General features: G+C 70.1%; 12 protein-coding genes, 1 tRNA gene and 1 pseudogene. 8 read left to right on the forward strand and 6 right to left on the reverse strand.

Annotated features, from left to right (window positions below; all coding sequences use genetic code 11):
* Window positions 1-89: 89 nt before the first annotated feature.
* The 4 genes from ACGF2V_RS29605 to ACGF2V_RS29620 form a co-directional block, all read right to left on the reverse strand.
* The gene (locus ACGF2V_RS29605; protein ID WP_362629689.1) at window positions 90-923 is read right to left on the reverse strand and encodes an S-methyl-5'-thioadenosine phosphorylase; all 834 of its coding nucleotides are present in this window, start codon (window positions 921-923) and stop codon (window positions 90-92) included.
* A 141-nt stretch (window positions 924-1,064) separates the two neighbouring features.
* On the reverse strand, window positions 1,065-1,421 hold the full coding sequence (locus ACGF2V_RS29610; RefSeq protein WP_362710730.1) for an FmdB family zinc ribbon protein: 357 nt from the start codon (window positions 1,419-1,421) through the stop codon (window positions 1,065-1,067).
* Between the two features lie 66 nt (window positions 1,422-1,487).
* Window positions 1,488-2,771 carry an MFS transporter gene (locus tag ACGF2V_RS29615; protein ID WP_362710727.1) on the reverse strand — a complete coding sequence of 428 codons (1,284 nt, stop codon included), beginning with the start codon at window positions 2,769-2,771 and terminating at the stop codon, window positions 1,488-1,490.
* 482 nt (window positions 2,772-3,253) lie between these two features.
* Complete coding sequence (locus ACGF2V_RS29620; RefSeq protein ID WP_362629733.1) at window positions 3,254-4,801, reverse strand: potassium/proton antiporter; 1,548 nt, start codon at window positions 4,799-4,801, stop codon at window positions 3,254-3,256.
* Window positions 4,802-5,135: 334 nt separating this feature from the next.
* Here ACGF2V_RS29620 and ACGF2V_RS29625 point away from each other — a divergent pair, with 334 nt between their 5' ends.
* A complete protein-coding gene (locus ACGF2V_RS29625) occupies window positions 5,136-7,961 on the forward strand; it encodes a penicillin acylase family protein (protein WP_362710725.1) in 2,826 nt (941 codons plus the stop codon).
* A gap of 231 nt (window positions 7,962-8,192) precedes the next feature.
* On the opposite strand, the gene ACGF2V_RS29630 is transcribed toward ACGF2V_RS29625, so the two are convergent.
* On the reverse strand, window positions 8,193-8,804 hold the full coding sequence (locus tag ACGF2V_RS29630) for a 5-formyltetrahydrofolate cyclo-ligase (RefSeq protein WP_362629736.1): 612 nt from the start codon (window positions 8,802-8,804) through the stop codon (window positions 8,193-8,195).
* Window positions 8,805-8,909: 105 nt separating this feature from the next.
* On the opposite strand from ACGF2V_RS29630, the gene galU reads away from it, so the two are divergent.
* From galU to ACGF2V_RS29665, 7 genes and pseudogenes are all read left to right on the forward strand, one after another.
* Window positions 8,910-9,812 (forward strand): UTP--glucose-1-phosphate uridylyltransferase GalU, encoded by a 903-nt coding sequence (gene galU / locus ACGF2V_RS29635; protein ID WP_362629701.1) that lies wholly within the window; start codon window positions 8,910-8,912, stop codon window positions 9,810-9,812.
* Window positions 9,813-9,816: 4 nt separating this feature from the next.
* On the forward strand, window positions 9,817-11,124 hold the full coding sequence (glp, locus tag ACGF2V_RS29640) for a gephyrin-like molybdotransferase Glp (protein ID WP_362710723.1): 1,308 nt from the start codon (window positions 9,817-9,819) through the stop codon (window positions 11,122-11,124).
* A 123-nt stretch (window positions 11,125-11,247) separates the two neighbouring features.
* Window positions 11,248-11,829, forward strand: coding sequence for a cyclic pyranopterin monophosphate synthase MoaC (moaC, locus tag ACGF2V_RS29645; RefSeq protein WP_362710720.1), 582 nt, complete (start codon window positions 11,248-11,250; stop codon window positions 11,827-11,829).
* 50 nt (window positions 11,830-11,879) lie between these two features.
* Complete coding sequence (locus tag ACGF2V_RS29650; RefSeq protein ID WP_389045870.1) at window positions 11,880-12,518, forward strand: molybdenum cofactor biosynthesis protein B; 639 nt, start codon at window positions 11,880-11,882, stop codon at window positions 12,516-12,518.
* A gap of 17 nt (window positions 12,519-12,535) precedes the next feature.
* Window positions 12,536-13,168: pseudogene (locus ACGF2V_RS29655) on the forward strand (GNAT family N-acetyltransferase); the annotation flags it as partial.
* Between the two features lie 345 nt (window positions 13,169-13,513).
* The gene (gene glpR, locus ACGF2V_RS29660; RefSeq protein ID WP_362629712.1) at window positions 13,514-14,632 is read left to right on the forward strand and encodes a gephyrin-like molybdotransferase receptor GlpR; all 1,119 of its coding nucleotides are present in this window, start codon (window positions 13,514-13,516) and stop codon (window positions 14,630-14,632) included.
* 97 nt (window positions 14,633-14,729) lie between these two features.
* Window positions 14,730-14,803: transfer RNA gene (locus tag ACGF2V_RS29665), tRNA-Ala, on the forward strand.
* A gap of 1,058 nt (window positions 14,804-15,861) precedes the next feature.
* Here ACGF2V_RS29665 and ACGF2V_RS29670 read toward each other — a convergent pair.
* Window positions 15,862-16,047, reverse strand: coding sequence for a hypothetical protein (locus ACGF2V_RS29670; RefSeq protein ID WP_362629715.1), 186 nt, complete (start codon window positions 16,045-16,047; stop codon window positions 15,862-15,864).
* Between the last annotated feature and the right edge of the window lie 765 nt (window positions 16,048-16,812).

Raw genomic sequence — 16,812 nt, forward strand, 5'->3', positions numbered from 1 at the left:
ACCGCGCAGCGAAGCGGGAACCCACCCGACACCGCAGCCTTCAACGGCGCGGTAGACGGGAATCGCCCTCCTTCACGGGGGCGAGGATGTCAAGGAAGGTCGAACCCTGTGTCGAGACCGTCCAGCGCATGCGAGCACGGGCAGTCGCGGTCGGCTTCCGCGGGCAGAGCGGCCACGACGTCGAAGAGCACCGCGCGCAGCCGGTCCACATTGGCCGCAAAAACCTTCAGCACCTCGTCGTGCGAGACGCCCTCCCCGGCCTCCGCCCCCGCGTCCAGGTCGGTCACCAGCGTCATCGTCGTGTAGCAGAGGCCCAGTTCACGGGCGAGAACGGCTTCCGGATGCCCGGTCATCCCAACCACCGACCAGCCCATCGCCGCGTGCCAGCGCGATTCCGCCCGGGTCGAGAAGCGCGGTCCCTCGACGACGACCAGCGTGCCTCCATCCACCGGCTCCCAGTCCCTGGCACGAGCCGACGTCAGCGCCGCCCTGCGGCCCGCGGGGCAGTACGGATCGGCGAAGCCCAGGTGGAGGACGTTCGGCACCGTGCCGTCGGCCCGGGGCTCCCCGTCGTAGTACGTCTGCGTCCGGGTCTTGGTGCGGTCCACCAGTTGGTCGGGCACGAGCAGGGTGCCCGGCCCGTACTCCGGGCGCAGTCCGCCCACCGCGCACGGGCCGAGCACCTGACGTACACCGACGGAGCGCAGCGCCCACATGTTGGCCCGGTAGTTGATGCGGTGCGGCGGCAGGTGGTGGCCGCGTCCGTGGCGGGGCAGGAAGGCGACCCGGCGGCCACCGACCTCGCCGAGGAAGAGGGAGTCGCTCGGCCGTCCGTACGGGGTGTCCACACGCACCTCCGTGACGTCCTCCAGAAAGGAGTACAGGCCCGAACCGCCGATGACACCGATCTCTGCGTTCACCATGCGATCACACTAGCGGCGGTCGAAAACGCCGAAGGACCCCACCGAACGGAGCGGTGGGGTCCTCAGGAAACTCAGAGAGCTCGGGATGCTCAACGAACGCGCGAACGCGCGCAATCCGGGAAAAGCCCGGGGCGTTCCGGCTCAGGCGGCCGACGAACCGCTCGCCGAGGACGTCGAGGACGAGGACGCGGCGGACGAGGAGGAGGCGGCGGACGACTTCGAGTCGGACCCCGTCGACGAGGAAGACGAGGACGAGGAATCGGCCGAAGCGGAACCCGAGCCCTTGGTCGAGGACGACGCCGGGGAACTGCTCGACGAGGAGCTACGGCTGTCGTTCCGGTAGAAACCGGAGCCCTTGAAGACGATACCGACCGCCGAGAACACCTTCTTGAGGCGTCCGTTGCAGCTCGGGCATACGGTCAGGGCGTCATCGGTGAACTTCTGCACCGCCTCGAGGCCCTCGCCACATTCGGTGCACTGGTACTGATAGGTCGGCACTTGCTCCTCCTGGCACTCTCACTCAATGAGTGCTAACGACGTTCCATAGTGACGTATTCCGTCGGCTCAGTCCACCGTGACCGACATCCGGTGACCCACGCCACGTGTCACGGTCCGCCCCGCAGCGGTATGTGTCAGCCGCGAACCCAGTGTCACCAGGGTCGCCAGCGCCAGCACGGTCCCCACCAGCGGCACCAGGAAGCCGGCGCTCGCGCCGTGCGCGTCGGCGAGCCGCCCGGCGACCGTCACCGCGGCCGCCTGGCCGAGCGCGACCGAGCCCGTCAGCCAGGTGAACGCCTCGGTCCGGGCGGACCCCGGAACCAGCGTCTCGACCAGCGTGTAACCGCCGATCAGGGCCGGGGCGATGGAGAGCCCGGCCAGCAGTCCGAGCCCGGCGAGCAGGACCACGGAGTGCACCGCCCACAGCGTGGACGCGGTCAGGGCCAGCGCCGCGTACCCGACGATCAGCCGACGCCGCGGTCCGCTCCGCCAGGCGATGGCGCCGCAGGCGATCCCGGCCAGCATGTTGCCGGCCGCGAAGATCCCGTACAGCAGACCGTTCGCGCCGGGGTGGCCTATCTCCTCGGCGAACGCGGTCAGCGAGACCTGCATGCCACCGAAGACCGACCCGATCCCCAGGAACGCCACCGCGAGCACCCGCACGCCCGGTACGGACAGGGCGGAAGCGTGCCGCTCGGAGGAGTCGCCATCGGTGGCGCGCACCGGCGGCTGGGTACGGTGCTGGGCGGCGAAGAGCAGACCGCCGACCAGGGTCAGTCCGGCCTCCGCCATCAGGCCGGCCGCCGGGTGCACACCGGTGCACAGCGCGGTGGCGAGCACCGGGCCGATGACGAAGGTGAACTCGTCCGTCACCGATTCGAAGGCTGCCGCGGTGGACAGCAGGGGTGATGCCTCGCGGCCCGGAGCCGCGCCCAGCACGGCCGCCCAGCGGGCCCGCACCATCGGGCCGACCTGCGGAACGGACGCACCGGTCGGCACGGCAGCGGCGAACAGTGCCCACAGGGGCCCGTCGGCCAGGGCCAGCGCCGTCAGCGCCGACACGGACGCCGCATGCACCAGGACACCGGGCAGCAGCACGGCGCGCTGGCCGAAGCGGTCGGCGAGTTTGCCGGTCTGCGGCGCGAACAGGGCCATGGACACACCGGTCACGGCGGCGACGGCGCCCGCGCTGCCGTACGAGCCGGTGGTGTGCTGGACCAGCAGCACGATGCCGATCGTCAGCATCGCGAAAGGCTGCCGTGCGGCGAAACCCGGAAGAAGAAATGTCCACGCACCCGGGGTGCGCAGCAACTGCCCGTAACCAGGGCGTTCGGTGACCGTGGACGCCACGGCCCATGCCTTTCCGCCGCCTGGTGGCCGAGCGCCCGCGGGGCCGGGCCGACACGGGTGGTGCGGGCTCGGGCGGGAGCTGCCGAGAGCTGTCCTCTTCGCGCGGAACTGCGGTAGATGCCGGGCGCTCAGCAGAGGCGGAGGACGCCACGACCGCCATACGGTCGCGCCAGCTCTGCATCAGGCAGAGTCGGTCGTTCGATGTGGTCAAGCGGGTCCACGGCCTCGCGGTGAGACCGGTCGGACTTTCCGCATGATACAACCGGCGTCCTCGCGGGCCCCACCCTGAGCATCCATCGCATCCATCGCATCCAGCGCATTCGTCGCATTCACTGTGTACGCCGCATTCGCCGTGTACGTCGCGTGCATCATGTACGCCGCACACGAGCACGTTCATTGCGTCCGTCGCACACGCCCCGCAGGCCACATACATCCCAACACCTCACGTACACCACCTACGCCGCGCACGCCACGTGCAGAGTTCAGTGGCGAGCTCTCGGTCCGTCCGTCTTCCCCCGCTTCGTCGCGGCCTTCCACGCGTGTGCCACGTCGTGCGCCACACGGGGCATATGGGGCCTGGCCAGGCTCCCCCCGCCGGTGTCGGTGGTTCCCAGCCAGCCCGCGAGCTTGCCGCCCGCGCCGACCGCGTGCAGCCGCTGCTCCGCCGCGTCGCGTACCGGGTCGGTGGCGACCACGAGCAGTTCGTCGCCGCGCCGCAGCACGGTCGAAGGCGCCGGTACGAAGCTCTTCCCGTCCCGTACGACGAGCGTGACCGCGGCCCCGGCGGGCAGGCGCAGCTCCCCGACCTCCACGCCGTGCATCTTCGACCTGCCGGGGATGGCCACCGAGAGCAGATGGCCGCGCAGCCGCTCCAGCGGCGCCGACTCGATGCCCAGGTCGGTGGCCTCGGCCGGGTCCTCGCTGATCTTCAGGGCCTTCGCCACCCAGGGCAGGGTCGGCCCCTGGATGAGGGTGTAGACGACGACGAGCACGAAGACGATGTTGAAGATCCGGGTGGAGCCCTCGATGCCCGACACCATCGGGATGGTCGCCAGAATGATGGGGACGGCGCCACGCAGCCCCGCCCATGACATGAACACCTTCTCCTGCCAGGGCAACCGGAACGGCGCCAGTGAGATGAAGACCTCCAGCGGGCGCGCCACCATCGTGAGCACCAGCCCCACGATGATCGCGGGCCAGAAGTCGTCGTACAGGTCATGTGGTGTGACCAGTAGCCCGAGCAGCACGAACATGCCGATCTGGGCCAGCCAGCCGAGCCCGTCCGCGAAGCCGCGGGTGGCCGGCCAGTGCGGCAGCTTGGCGTTGCCGAGGACCATCGCGGCCAGGTAGACGGCGAGGAAGCCGCTGCCATGGGCCAGTGCGCCCGCCGCGTACGCGGACACCGCGATCGCCATCACGGCGATCGGGTACAGGCCGGACGCGGGCAGTGCGACATGGCGCAGCCCGAACGCGCCGAGCCAGCCGACGGCGAGCCCTATGGCCGCGCCGATCGCGAGCTCCAGGGCTATCTCTCCGACCAGGACGTACCAGCTCTCCACCGGCCCCTCGGCGGAGAAGGCCACCACCAGGATCACCACGGGGGCGTCGTTGAAGCCGGACTCGGCCTCCAGGACACCCGTGAGCCGGGCGGGCAGCGGCACCTTGCGCAGCACCGAGAAGACCGCGGCGGCGTCCGTCGACGAGACGACCGCGCCGATGATCAGCGACTGTCGCCAGTCCAGACCGACCAGATAGTGCGCACCGGCCGCGGTGACGCCGACGCTCACGGCGACACCGACGAGCGAGAGCATCGCGGCGGCCGGCAGTGCGGGTCTGATCTCTTTCCACTTCGTGCCCAGACCGCCTTCGGCGAGGATCACGACAAGTGCGGCATACCCGATCACCTGGGTCAGTTCCGCGTTGTTGAACTTCACATGGAAGAAGCCGTCCTGCCCCATGGCGATCCCGATGCCCAGATAAAGGAGCAGGCTGGGGAGCCCACTGCGGGACGAGACGCGCACCGCCACCACCGCGACGAGCAGCACGAGCGAGCAGACGAGCAGGAGTTCGTTGAGCGTCTGGATAGTCAGTGGCCGTTCCTTCCCTGCGTGCGCCTGCCAAATCGACCGGTTCGAGCGGTTTCGCCGGCTCGGGTGGATCGCTCCTCGGCATCGGCCGTTGGCGGTCGGTACTTCGTTACCTTACCTAATCTTTAACGCTTTCTTGACGCGCTCGTTCATTCGTATGATCGCTGACGACCGCTGTGGAACTGGAACCATCCCGATACCGCGTCAGGGCGGCCCGGCCTCTGCGCCTATGGTTGCTCCTGCACTCCCAGGACCACCTGCCCCTCGAAGGACAGCGATGCCCGCCAACACAACCGCCCCTTCCGGTACCACCGGTTCCGCCGGTGGGAAGACCGGCAGGAAGAAGGGGCGACGCGCCCGCCTGATCGTGATCGCTCTGGTGCTGGCGCTCGTCGCGGGTATCGGATACGGCGCCTTCTGGTCCGTGTCGACCGTGCGGGCCTCGTACCCGCAGACCACCGGGTCGATCAAGCTCGACGGTCTCGACGGGGACGTCGAGGTCAAGCGCGACGCCTACGGGATCCCGCAGCTGTACGCGGACTCCGACGCCGACCTCTTCCGCGCCCAGGGCTTCGTCCACGCGCAGGACCGCTTCTGGGAGATGGACGTCCGCCGTCACATGACGGCCGGTCGGCTCTCCGAGATGTTCGGAGCCGGGCAGGTCGACACGGACGCCTTCCTGCGGACCCTGGGCTGGCGCAAGGTCGCCCAGGAGGAGTACGACAAGGTCCTGTCCGAGGAGACGAAGAAGAACCTCCAGTCCTACGCGGACGGCGTGAACGCCTACCTCAAGGGGCGCGACGGCAAGGACATCTCCGTCGAGTACGCCGCCCTCGGCTTCACCAACGACTACAAGCCGAGCGAGTGGACCCCGGTCGACTCGGTGGCCTGGCTCAAGGCGATGGCCTGGGACCTGCGCGGCAACATGCAGGACGAGATCGACCGCTCGCTGATGACCAGCAGGCTCGACGAGAAGCAGATCAAGGACCTGTACCCGGACTATCCGTACGAGACGCACAAGCCGATCGTCGAGAAGGGTGCGGTCTCCTCGGTGACCGGGAAGTTCGACCCGGAGGCGACCCCGTCCTCGTCCGACACCGACTCGGACACCGCGCAGGGGGCCACCGGACAGGGCACCGAGGGGCAGGAGACCGGCACGCAGGGCACCGGCATGCCGGGTGCCACCGCGCAGGGCGCCGCCGAGGGCATGAGCACCCAGCTCGCCTCGCTCGCCGACACCCTCGACGAGATCCCGGCGCTGCTCGGCCCGAACGGCAACGGCATCGGGTCCAACTCCTGGGTGGTCTCCGGGAAGTACACGACGACCGGGAGGCCGCTGCTCGCCAACGACCCGCACCTGGCGCCGCAACTGCCCTCGCTCTGGTACCAGATGGGGTTGCACTGCCGCGAGACCAGCGCGAAGTGCCAGTACGACACCGCGGGTTACACCTTCTCCGGCATGCCCGGCGTGATCATCGGCCACAACCAGGACATCGCCTGGGGCTTCACCAACCTGGGTGCGGACGTCACGGACCTCTTCCTCGAGAAGGTCTCGGACGAGGGCTACCTGTACGACGGCAAGGTCAAGCCGTTCGTCGTCCGCGACGAGACCATCAAGGTCGCGGGCGGCAAGAGCCGGACGATCACCATCCGCGAGACGAACAACGGTCCGGTGGTCTCCGACCGCAGCGGCGAGCTGGAGAAGGTCGGCCAGAAGGCCCCCGTCGAGGGCGTCGCCCCGGACCGGTCCGACGGTTACGCGGTCGCCCTCAAGTGGACAGCGCTGGACGCGGGCCGCTCCATGGACGCGGTCTTCGCGCTCAACCGGGCCAAGGACTTCACCTCCTTCCGCAAGGCCGCCGAGCTCTTCGACGTGCCGTCGCAGAACCTCGTCTACGCCGACACCAAGGGCAACATCGGCTACCAGGCGCCAGGAAAGATCCCGGTCCGCAAGAAGGGCGACGGCGCGATGCCCACCCCCGGCTGGTCCTCGGAGTACGGCTGGGAGAAGGAACCCATCCCGTTTGACGCGCTGCCCTACGAGTACAACCCGAAGCGCGGCTACATCGTCACCGCCAACCAGCCCGTGGTCGACGACAAGTACGCCCACCTGCTCACCAAGGACTGGGGCTACGGCTCCCGCAGCCAGCGGATCAACGAGCTCATCAAGTTGAAGATCAAGGACGGCGGGAAGATCTCGACCGAAGACATGCAGAAGATGCAGATGGACAACCACAGCGAGATCGCCGCGCTGCTGGTGCCAGAGCTGACGAAGATCAACGTCTCGGACAAGAGTGTCCGTGAGGCGCAGAAGCTGCTGGAGGGCTGGGACTCCACCCAGGAGCCCGACTCGGCCGCGGCCGCGTACTTCAACGCGGTCTGGCGCAACATCCTCAAGCTGGCCTTCGGGGACAAGCTGCCCAAGGAACTGCGGGTCGAGGGCGAATGCCTCAACGTGCGCCGGGCTGACAACTCGGGCCCGGTCGACGAGCAGAGCAAGCTGGTGCGCGAGTGCGGGCAGCGCGCCCCGGACTCCGCGCAGCCGGACGGTGGTGACCGCTGGTACCGGGTGGTCGCCGAGCTGATGGACGACCCGAAGAGCGACTGGTGGAAGACGCCGAAGAGCGTCCGAGACGAGGCGACCGAGACCCGCGACGAACTCTTCGCGCGCGCCATGGAGGACGCCTGCTGGGAGCTGACCGCCAAGCTCGGCAAGGACATCAGCACCTGGAGCTGGGGCCGGCTGCACCAGCTGAACCTGAAGAACCAGACCCTCGGCACCGAGGGCCCCGATCTGCTTCAGCGGCTCCTCAACCGCGGCCCGTGGAACCTCGGCGGCGGCGAGGCCGCGGTGAACGCCACCGGCTGGAACGCGGCGGGCGGCTACGAGGTCGTCTGGGTGCCGTCGATGCGGATGGTGGTCAACGTGGGTGACTGGGACAAGTCCCGCTGGATCAACCTGACGGGCGCCTCCGGCCACGCGTACGCGGCCCACTACACCGACCAGACCGACAAGTGGGTCAAGGGCGAACTGCTCGACTGGTCCTTCGGGACCAACGCGGTCGGCAAGTCGACGACCGACACCCTGACCCTCAAGCCGTGACCTGACCCTCAGGTCGTGACCTGACGCTCAGGTCCGTGACCCGGCCGTCGGGCCGTGGCTCGACCGTCAGGCCGTGATCGGACCCTACGGGGCGTAGGAGGCCGGGATCTCTCATCCGTGAGAGGTCCCGGCCTTCAGGCTGTGGGCCCCGTCCGAAGTGCCGAACGGTTCGTTCAGCGCTCCCCGGTTCCCTGGCTCCCTGCCGCCCGTCCAGGGCTCTGCGCCGCTCGTTCAGTGCCCCGTACGACGCGTCCCGGGCTCCGTGCGCTCCGTCCGGTGGGTCGCGGCCGGGGTCACCACCACGTCCACGGGGTGGTCGTGCGGCTCCACCGGGACCCGTGCGACCACCTCGTCGGCGTACAGCAGGACGATCAGTGCCGGACTCGCCCCCGCCGCCGTGAGCCGGGCCAGCACCCGGTCGTAGCTGCCGCCGCCGCGCCCGAGCCGCATCCCCCGCGCGTCCACCGCGAGCCCCGGCAGCAGTACCGCGTCGGCCTCCACCACGGCGTCCCGCCCCAGCCGTTCCCCATCCGGCTCCAGCAGCCCGCGCCCGGCCCGGACCAGGCGGTCGGCCCCCTCGTACGCCGCCCAGTCCAGGTCGTTGTCCGACAGGAGCACCGGCAGCAGCACCCGTACGCCCCGCGCGCGCAGCGCGTCCAGCAGCACGAGGGTGCCCGGCTCGCTCCCGACCGAGACATAGGCGGCGACGGTACGCGCCCCGGCGAGCTCCGGAAGATCCAATGCGCTCCGGGACAGAACCGCCGCGGCGTTTTCGACGTCTTCCTCGGTCAGAAGACGTCGAGCGGCGAGCAGTTCACGCCTCAGACGGGCCTTTTCGGACATCTCGCTGTTCAACGGGTACCCTGAACCTCTCGTATGTGCATATAGGCGTGCAAAGTTAACCGGACCCTCATCTTCCGCCCATGCGCGCCGGTTATCGTTCTGCGCATGACTATGTCGCACCGCAGGATCAGCAAGGCCGTCATCCCGGCCGCAGGGCTCGGCACCCGTTTCCTGCCGGCCACCAAGGCCACTCCCAAAGAGATGCTGCCTGTCGTCGACAAGCCCGCGATCCAGTACGTCGTCGAGGAGGCCGTGGCCGCCGGGCTCTCCGACGTCCTCATGATCACCGGCCGGAACAAGCGTCCCCTGGAGGACCACTTCGACCGCAATTACGAACTGGAGTCCGCCCTCACCCGCAAGGGAGATGCCGACCGGCTCCGGAAGGTCCAGGAGTCGAGCGACCTGGCGACCATGCACTACGTACGGCAGGGCGACCCACGCGGTCTCGGCCACGCGGTGCTGTGCGCGGCGCCGCACGTCGGCGACCAGCCGTTCGCGGTGCTCCTCGGCGACGACCTGATCGACCCGCGCGACCCGCTGCTGTCCCGCATGGTCGAGGTCCAGGAGCGCGAGGGCGGCAGTGTCGTCGCGCTGATGGAGGTCGCGCCGGAGCAGATCCACATGTACGGCTGCGCGGCCGTGGAACCCGGCCCCGACGGCGACGTGGTGCGCGTCACGGGCCTGGTCGAGAAGCCGGAGCCGGGCGAGGCGCCCAGCAACCTCGCCATCATCGGCCGCTACGTACTGGACCCCGCCGTCTTCGGCATACTGCGCAGGACCGAGCCGGGCCGCGGTGGGGAGATCCAGCTCACCGACGCCCTCCAGCTCCTTGCCGAGGACGAGAAGGCGGGCGGCCCGGTGCACGGCGTCGTCTTCAAGGGGCGCCGCTATGACACAGGCGACCGGAGCGACTACCTCCGTGCCATTGTCAGACTCGCGTGCGAACGTGAAGATCTGGGTCCGGACTTCAGGGACTGGCTCCGCAGTTACGTCACCGAGGAGATGTAGCACTTTGAGCAGCACGATGTGGTCGGTGGACGAGCACCTGGACGACATTCTCGGCGCGGTGCGCCCGCTCGAACCCATCGAGCTGCAACTGCACGACGCCCAGGGCTGCGTCCTCGTCGAGGACGTCTTCGTGGAGATCGCCCTGCCCCCCTTCGACAACAGCGCGATGGACGGGTACGCGGTCCGGGTCGCCGATGTCGAGGGCGCCGACGAGGAGTTCCCCGTGGTGCTCACCGTCATCGGCGACATCGCGGCGGGCAGCGGCGGGCTGCCCGACGGCCGGAGCGTCGGCCCCGGCGAGGCCGCCCGCATCATGACCGGTGCCCCGTTGCCGGCGGGTGCCGAGGCGGTGGTCCCGGTCGAGTGGACCGACGGCGGTACGGGCGGCGGCCCCGCCGACGCCATGCGCGCCCACCGCGACGCCCCCGAGGGCGCGGGCGGCGAGGTCCGCGTGCACCGCCCCGTCGAGGCCCGCGCTCATGTCAGGGACCGCGGCAGCGACGTGAGGCCGGGCGAACTGGCCCTGCCCGCCGGTTCGGTGATCGGCCCGCCTCAGATCGGGCTGCTCGCCGCGATCGGCCGTGCGACGGTGAAGGTGCGGCCCCGGCCGCGCGTCGTCGTCATCTCGACGGGAGCCGAACTCGCGCAGCCTGGCGAGGAACTGACCGGTGGCCGGATCTACGACTCCAACAGCTTCGCCCTGACGGCCGCCGCCCGGGACGCGGGGGCGATCGCCTACCGCGTGGGCGCCGTCACAGACGATCCCGACGCGCTCCGCGCCACGATCGAGGACCAGTTGATCCGCGCGGACATCGTCGTCACGACAGGAGGCGTCAGCGTCGGCGCGTACGACGTCGTCAAGGAGGCCCTCTCGTCGGTGGGCGACGCGGACGAGCCAGGCGGGGTCGACTTCCGCAAGATCGCCATGCAGCCGGGCAAGCCGCAGGGCTTCGGCTCGATCGGCCCCGATCGCACGCCGCTGCTCGCGCTGCCGGGCAACCCGGTCTCGGCGTACGTCTCCTTCGAGCTGTTCGTGCGGCCCGCGATCCGCGCCCTGATGGGTCTCGCGGACCTGTACCGCCCCACCGTCCGGGCCACGCTGAAGGCCGACAAGGCGCTGTCCTCGCCAGCCGGGCGCCGCCAGTTCCTGCGTGGTTCGTACGACGTGGAGGCCGGCACGGTCACCCCTGTCGGGGGCGCCGGATCGCATCTGGTCGCGGCCCTCGCCCGGGCGGACGCGCTGATCGTGCTGCCCGAGGACGTCACGTCCGCCGAGCCCGGCACCGACACCGAGGTGGTCCTGCTCCGCTGATCCCCGGGCGGTGGCGGTACGGTATCTGCTGCTGTGCCTTCCCGGGGACGACCCCGGGCCCCGGGCCCGCACCCCGGTGCGGGCCGAGCGGGCAACCGGCGCCCTACCGCGAGGCGGAGTGAGTTGAGTACGCAGAACAGGCTGACGCACATCGACGACAGGGGCGCGGCCCGCATGGTCGACGTCTCCGGGAAGGATGTCACCGCGCGGGTGGCGCGCGCCGGCGGCCGCGTCCTCGTCTCGCCGCGCGTCGTCGAACTGCTCCGCGGCGAGGGCGTGCCCAAGGGCGACGCCCTGGCCACCGCCCGTATCGCGGGGATCATGGGCGCCAAGCGCACCCCCGACCTGATTCCGCTCTGCCACCCGCTGGCCGTTTCCGGTGTCGAGGTGGACCTGGCAGTCGCCGACGACGCGGTGGAGATCACCGCCACCGTGCGGACGACCGACCGCACCGGCGTCGAGATGGAGGCCCTGACCGCGGTCTCCGTCGCCGCGCTCACGGTGATCGACATGGTCAAGGCGGTCGACAAGTCGGCCGTCATCACGGACGTACGGGTCGAGGAGAAGTCGGGCGGCACGTCGGGCGACTACCGCCGCACCGGCCCCTCCGGCGATCCCGGGCCCACCGGCACGTCAGACGCCCCCGGGTCCACCGGCCCCTCCGACGGCCCCCGGCTCGCCGATGCGGACGGAACGGACGCATGAGCGCTTCCGGAGCCGGCCCCGCGGCCGACGAGGACCCGACGCCCCCCGGCATCACCCCCGGCGGGCCGGACGAGAGGGCCGAGGCGTCCGGAAGCCCGGACCCGAAGGGCGGGGCGTCCCACAAGGGCGAGCCGACCGGAACAGGTCGGCCTGGGCCCTCGCCCGGCGACGCGTCGCATGGCGGCGCACCGACCGCCCCGTACACGGCCCTCGTCGTCACCGCTTCCAACCGCGCCTCCGCAGGGGTCTACGCCGACAAGGGGGGCCCGCTCATCATCGAGGCGCTCACCCGGCTCGGCTTCGCCGCCGACGGCCCGCAGGTCGTGCCCGACGGCGACCCGGTCGAACGGGCGCTGCGCGACGGCGTGTCCGCCGGGTACGACGTGATCGTCACCACCGGCGGTACGGGCATCTCACCCACCGACCGCACCCCCGACGCCACCCGCCGCGTACTCGACCACGAGATCCCCGGCATCGCCGAGGCGATCCGTGCCGAGGGCCGCGACAAGGTGCCCACCGCCGCGCTCTCCCGGGGGCTGGCCGGTGTCGCGGGCGGCACGCTGATCGTGAACCTGCCCGGTTCCACCGGCGGGGTGCGCGACGGCCTCGCCGTCCTCGAACGCCTCCTGGCGCACGCCGTCGACCAGTTGCGCGGCGGCGATCACCCCCGACTCGGGAGCCCGAACTGAACGTTCCGACCTGGCCGGTGGTCCTCACCGACGGCGAGATCACCCTGCGCCCGGTGAGGATGCGTGACCAGCGCATGTGGCGCGAGGTCAACCAGCGCAACCGCGACTGGCTGAGGCCCTGGGAGGCGACAGTGCCGCCGCCCGCGCCGGGCGGACCGGTGGCCCGGCGTCCCACATACCGTCAGATGGTGCGCCACCTGCGCGCCGAGGCCGGCGCGGGCCGGATGCTGCCCTTCGCCATCGAGTACCAGGGCCGGCTGGTCGGTCAGCTCACGGTCGCCGGGATCACCTGGGGGTCGATGTGCTCGGGTCACATCGGCTACTGGGTCGACCGGGAGGTGGCAGGCCGCGGCGTGATGCCGACCGCGGTGGCTCTCGCCGTCGACCACTGCTTCGGCCGGGTGGGACTGCACCGCGTCGAGGTGTGCATCCGCCCGGAGAACCGGCCCAGCAGGAGGGTCGTCGAGAAGCTGGGCTTCCGGGAGGAGGGCCTGCGCCCCCGCTACCTCCACATCGACGGCGACTGGCGGGACCACCTGATCTACGCGCTCACCGCCGAGGAGGTCCCTGACGGCCTGCTCAGACGCTGGCACCGTACGAGATCGGGAGCATCGGGGGCGCCGGGCGCATCAGGGACACCCGGAGCACCCGGAGCACCTCAAGGACCGGCCGAAACACCCCAAGGACCGGCCGAAACACCCGAAGGAACAGCTGGGACAGGCCAAGGACCGGCCGGGACGGACGAGAGGCCGAGCGGGTCCGAGGGGCCTTGAGGGCCGGGCGGACCCGATCCGTCCGGGGGGTCCGGGGAGTCCGGGACGCCCGGAAAATGAAATAAGCGTTCGATATCGATCAGCATGGATCACAAACAGGCGCCCAAACATCCATGTTTGATCGGAACAATCACAAAAAAAGCACTTGATATCAGCGGGATTGCGCGACACACCGGCCCAATTGGCCGATGCGCCCGCGCAAACCCCTCTACGGTGTGAGATGTGAGCAGCAGCGGCCTCATCTACGCAGTCATCGTCGGGGCCTGGGCCGCCTACTTGGTGCCGATGTGGCTCCGCAGGCAGGACGAACTCAACGAAGCTCGTCCGACGGAACGCTTCAGCACCGCCATCCGGCTGCTGTCCGGACGGGCGGCCATGGAGCGCCGGTACGCCAAGGACCTGCGGGAGCGCACTGGCGAGGAGGCCGACCCCGACGCCGACCCGGACGTCTTCACGGACCGAATGGACTCCGTGGACGTCCGGGCCTTCGCCGCGCCCGAGGCGCATACCGAAGCCCGGACGCACGACCCGGCGCGTGCGCCGGAGCGTACGGACCGGAAGCGCCCCGAACCGGCGCGGCGCGTGCGCCCGCGCTCCAGCCGTACGGACGCCGAGCGCGCCCGGCGGGCCCAGCGCCTCCAGGTCCTCGCACGTCGTCGGCGTACCACCACTGTCCTGTTCCTCGCCTTCACCCTGGGGGCGATCGTCGCAGCCGTCGGTGGCCTCGCCTTCCTCTGGGCGCCCGCGGTTCCGGCGGTGCTGCTGAGCACGTACATCGTGCATCTGCGCGCTCAGGAGCGACGCCGGTTCGCCTTCACCATGGACCGGCGCCGGGCCGAGGCGGCGGCGCGGCAACTGCGCGAGAACCGTCCCCGCAGGCAGCAGCCGACCGAGGCCGTCCCCGCCGAGCCCGACGAGGAGCCCGAGGCGCGCCACGACGAGCCCGAGCCCGTCCCCGCGGTCTCCCCGCAGGAGGCGGACCGCCGCGCCCTCGTCGAACAGACGGACCACGCGGAGTGGGTCGACCAGCAGCGTCAGCGCGGCCCGGCCCAGGGCGACAGCTGGGAGCCCGTCCCGGTCCCGCTGCCCACGTACGTCACCGCCCCGGTCGCCCCGCGCGCCACGGGCGGCGTCGAGGTGGGCGACCCGGAGACCTGGAGCGCGGCCCGCTCCAGTGCCGCCGAACCCACCCGGACGGGAACCTCGCACCCCACGACACCGCCCGTCGACCCGGCACCCCGACAGCGCGCCAACGTTTCCCGCCGCACGCGCGACCGCGGCCGTACCCCGCTGTTCGACCAGTACGAGGACGGCGACCGTCCCCGCGCCGCCAATGAGTGAGCCTCCTCGGTCCTCGCTGCGAGGCCGCCTCGGCTGAGCAGCGAGGATCGGATTTCCGAGCACCCGCGCGAGGATGCTAGAGTTTCACTCGTTGCAAGGGCCTGTGGCGCAGTCTGGTAGCGCACCTCGTTCGCATCGAGGGGGTCAGGGGTTCAAATCCCCTCAGGTCCACCGCACGACTGTTCTTGAGATAGCTCAGGAATGGTGACGAGATCCCGTCCGATCGCAAGATCGGGCGGGATCTTCGTCGTTTCGGGGGTCGTTCGATGCCTGTTCGGGGTGGTGGATGACACGGTGAGGGTGCCCCGCGCCCCTTCGCGGTCACCTCACCCGTGCGGGAGTGGGCGGCGATTGTACGTGGAGTGGGAAGAGGCCCTGGGCCAGGCCGGCTTCCCGCTCGCCTACGACCAGCAGCGCAAGCGTTTCCTGCCGCGCGCCCGGGAGGCCGTCACCTGGCACATCGAGCAGACGGTGTCCGGGCTTGGCCAGTACTCGGACGCTGTTCGAGGACGCGCAGAGCGAACTGGCGCTCGGTCGCGATCCCCGGCGGGTCCGGGCCGCCCGCCTCCAGGCGGCCCGCCCACGGGGCGGATTCGTCGCTCTCACGGTCAAGGGTCCCGAACTCCCCGGTGTGGCCGAACGGTTGGCGCAGCGCTTCGATGTGACGCCACTCGCCCCTGGACGATCTCCTCCTCACGACACTGCGGGAGCTGGCCCAGGAGCAGCGTGCGCCCTGACAGGCGCTGCTGAAGGCGGAAGCCGCGTTCGCCGCCTTGGGGAGCATCGGCGCGGGCCTCGCCTCCTACGCGCGGCTTGCGTGGAGCGGGTCGTGGCCCGTGTCGCGGAGCGGGCGGCGGCTACTGGCCCGCGCACGGTGCTTCTCGCTCACCGGGCCAGGCTGGTTGCCCGCTACGGGGAGGCGGGGGACGGGAGCTGCTGGTCACGTTGCAGAACGCCGCCGGACGCCCCGCTGACGCCCCGCACGGCCTGTGGCTCCTCGTACCCCATGGAAGACCCCGAGGCCTCGCCCGCCCTGGACGGCCGCACGGTGGACGTGGTGGACCGGGCGACCGGGGGGTGGTGCTCGACGGGCTGTTCCTGAAGGAGCTGAAGTCGAGGACGTGGGAGCAGGCGGGCTGACAGGTTTCTCCGGCCGCCCGGCGGTCTGCCGTGCTGGATGTCAACCACACCGGGGGGCGCTAGGGACTCGATCATTCGAGAGGATCGAGTCACGGCGCGTCCTTCCCCCTTGCGAAGGGCGCCGCCTCCCTGCTGCGCGAGGCCCTCGCAGCGGTGCGGGCGATGGGCACCACCGCGCAGATCACCGTGCGCGCCGACTTGGCGTACTTCTCCCACAAGGTCATGGCCGCCTGCCGGATGGCCAGGGCGCTCTTCTCGCTGGCCGTCGCGGTCAAGAAGACGGTCCGGCGGCGGCCACGGCGGCGACGGTCACCCCGTCCACCCCGGGAGCGCCCCGGTTCAACCGGCTCGGGGTGTTGCACCTGTCCGGGAACGTACGCTGCGGGGGCTGGAAACGGAGCCTCACAGGCAACCGCGCCAGTCCCCGACCTTACTCATGCCAGGCACGCTTGTCGCCATCGGGAGCGTCCTCGACTGGCTTCTTCGGCGGGGCGCTGACCTGGGACGGGAACTCCTTTGCTAAGCCCTGGTAGCCGAGCAGATCGATTTTGAATAATTCCTGCCCTCTTGCCGCGGCTCGATCTCCACTGGATCTACACTCTTTTATTAAAGCTTTGCGGCAGGCTGCCGGATTCCCACAACTCATCCAGGCGCTCCAGGAATGCATCGAAATTCGCCTGCAGCGACTTCCGTTGATGCGTAGAAAGCGATTCCAGTGGGTCATTGAAATCGATTCCGCTCAGGTCTGGCCCCGTCCAGCCTTTGAATTTCCGGCACGAAGCGCACCATGCGTACGTGATTCGAGTGGGCCGCTCTCGCAATTTCGAACGATGAAAGTACATGCGTACAGATTTGACGCCACATGCCGGGCAAACTCGCTCCGACGGGTCCTCAGAAAACCTTGGCCCTGTCAGCAGCTCCTCCTCCTGCTGCTGTGTGCTGAACTCTCGCATGGACTCTCTACCCTCTCTGACGCTTAAACTTCTCGAGCATTTCAGGAGACAGGCCAGGTCCGCGGTCGACGGAGCCTGCGAACGCTG

The organism is Streptomyces sp. NPDC047982 (assembly GCF_043204165.1).
Lineage (GTDB): Bacteria > Actinomycetota > Actinomycetes > Streptomycetales > Streptomycetaceae > Streptomyces.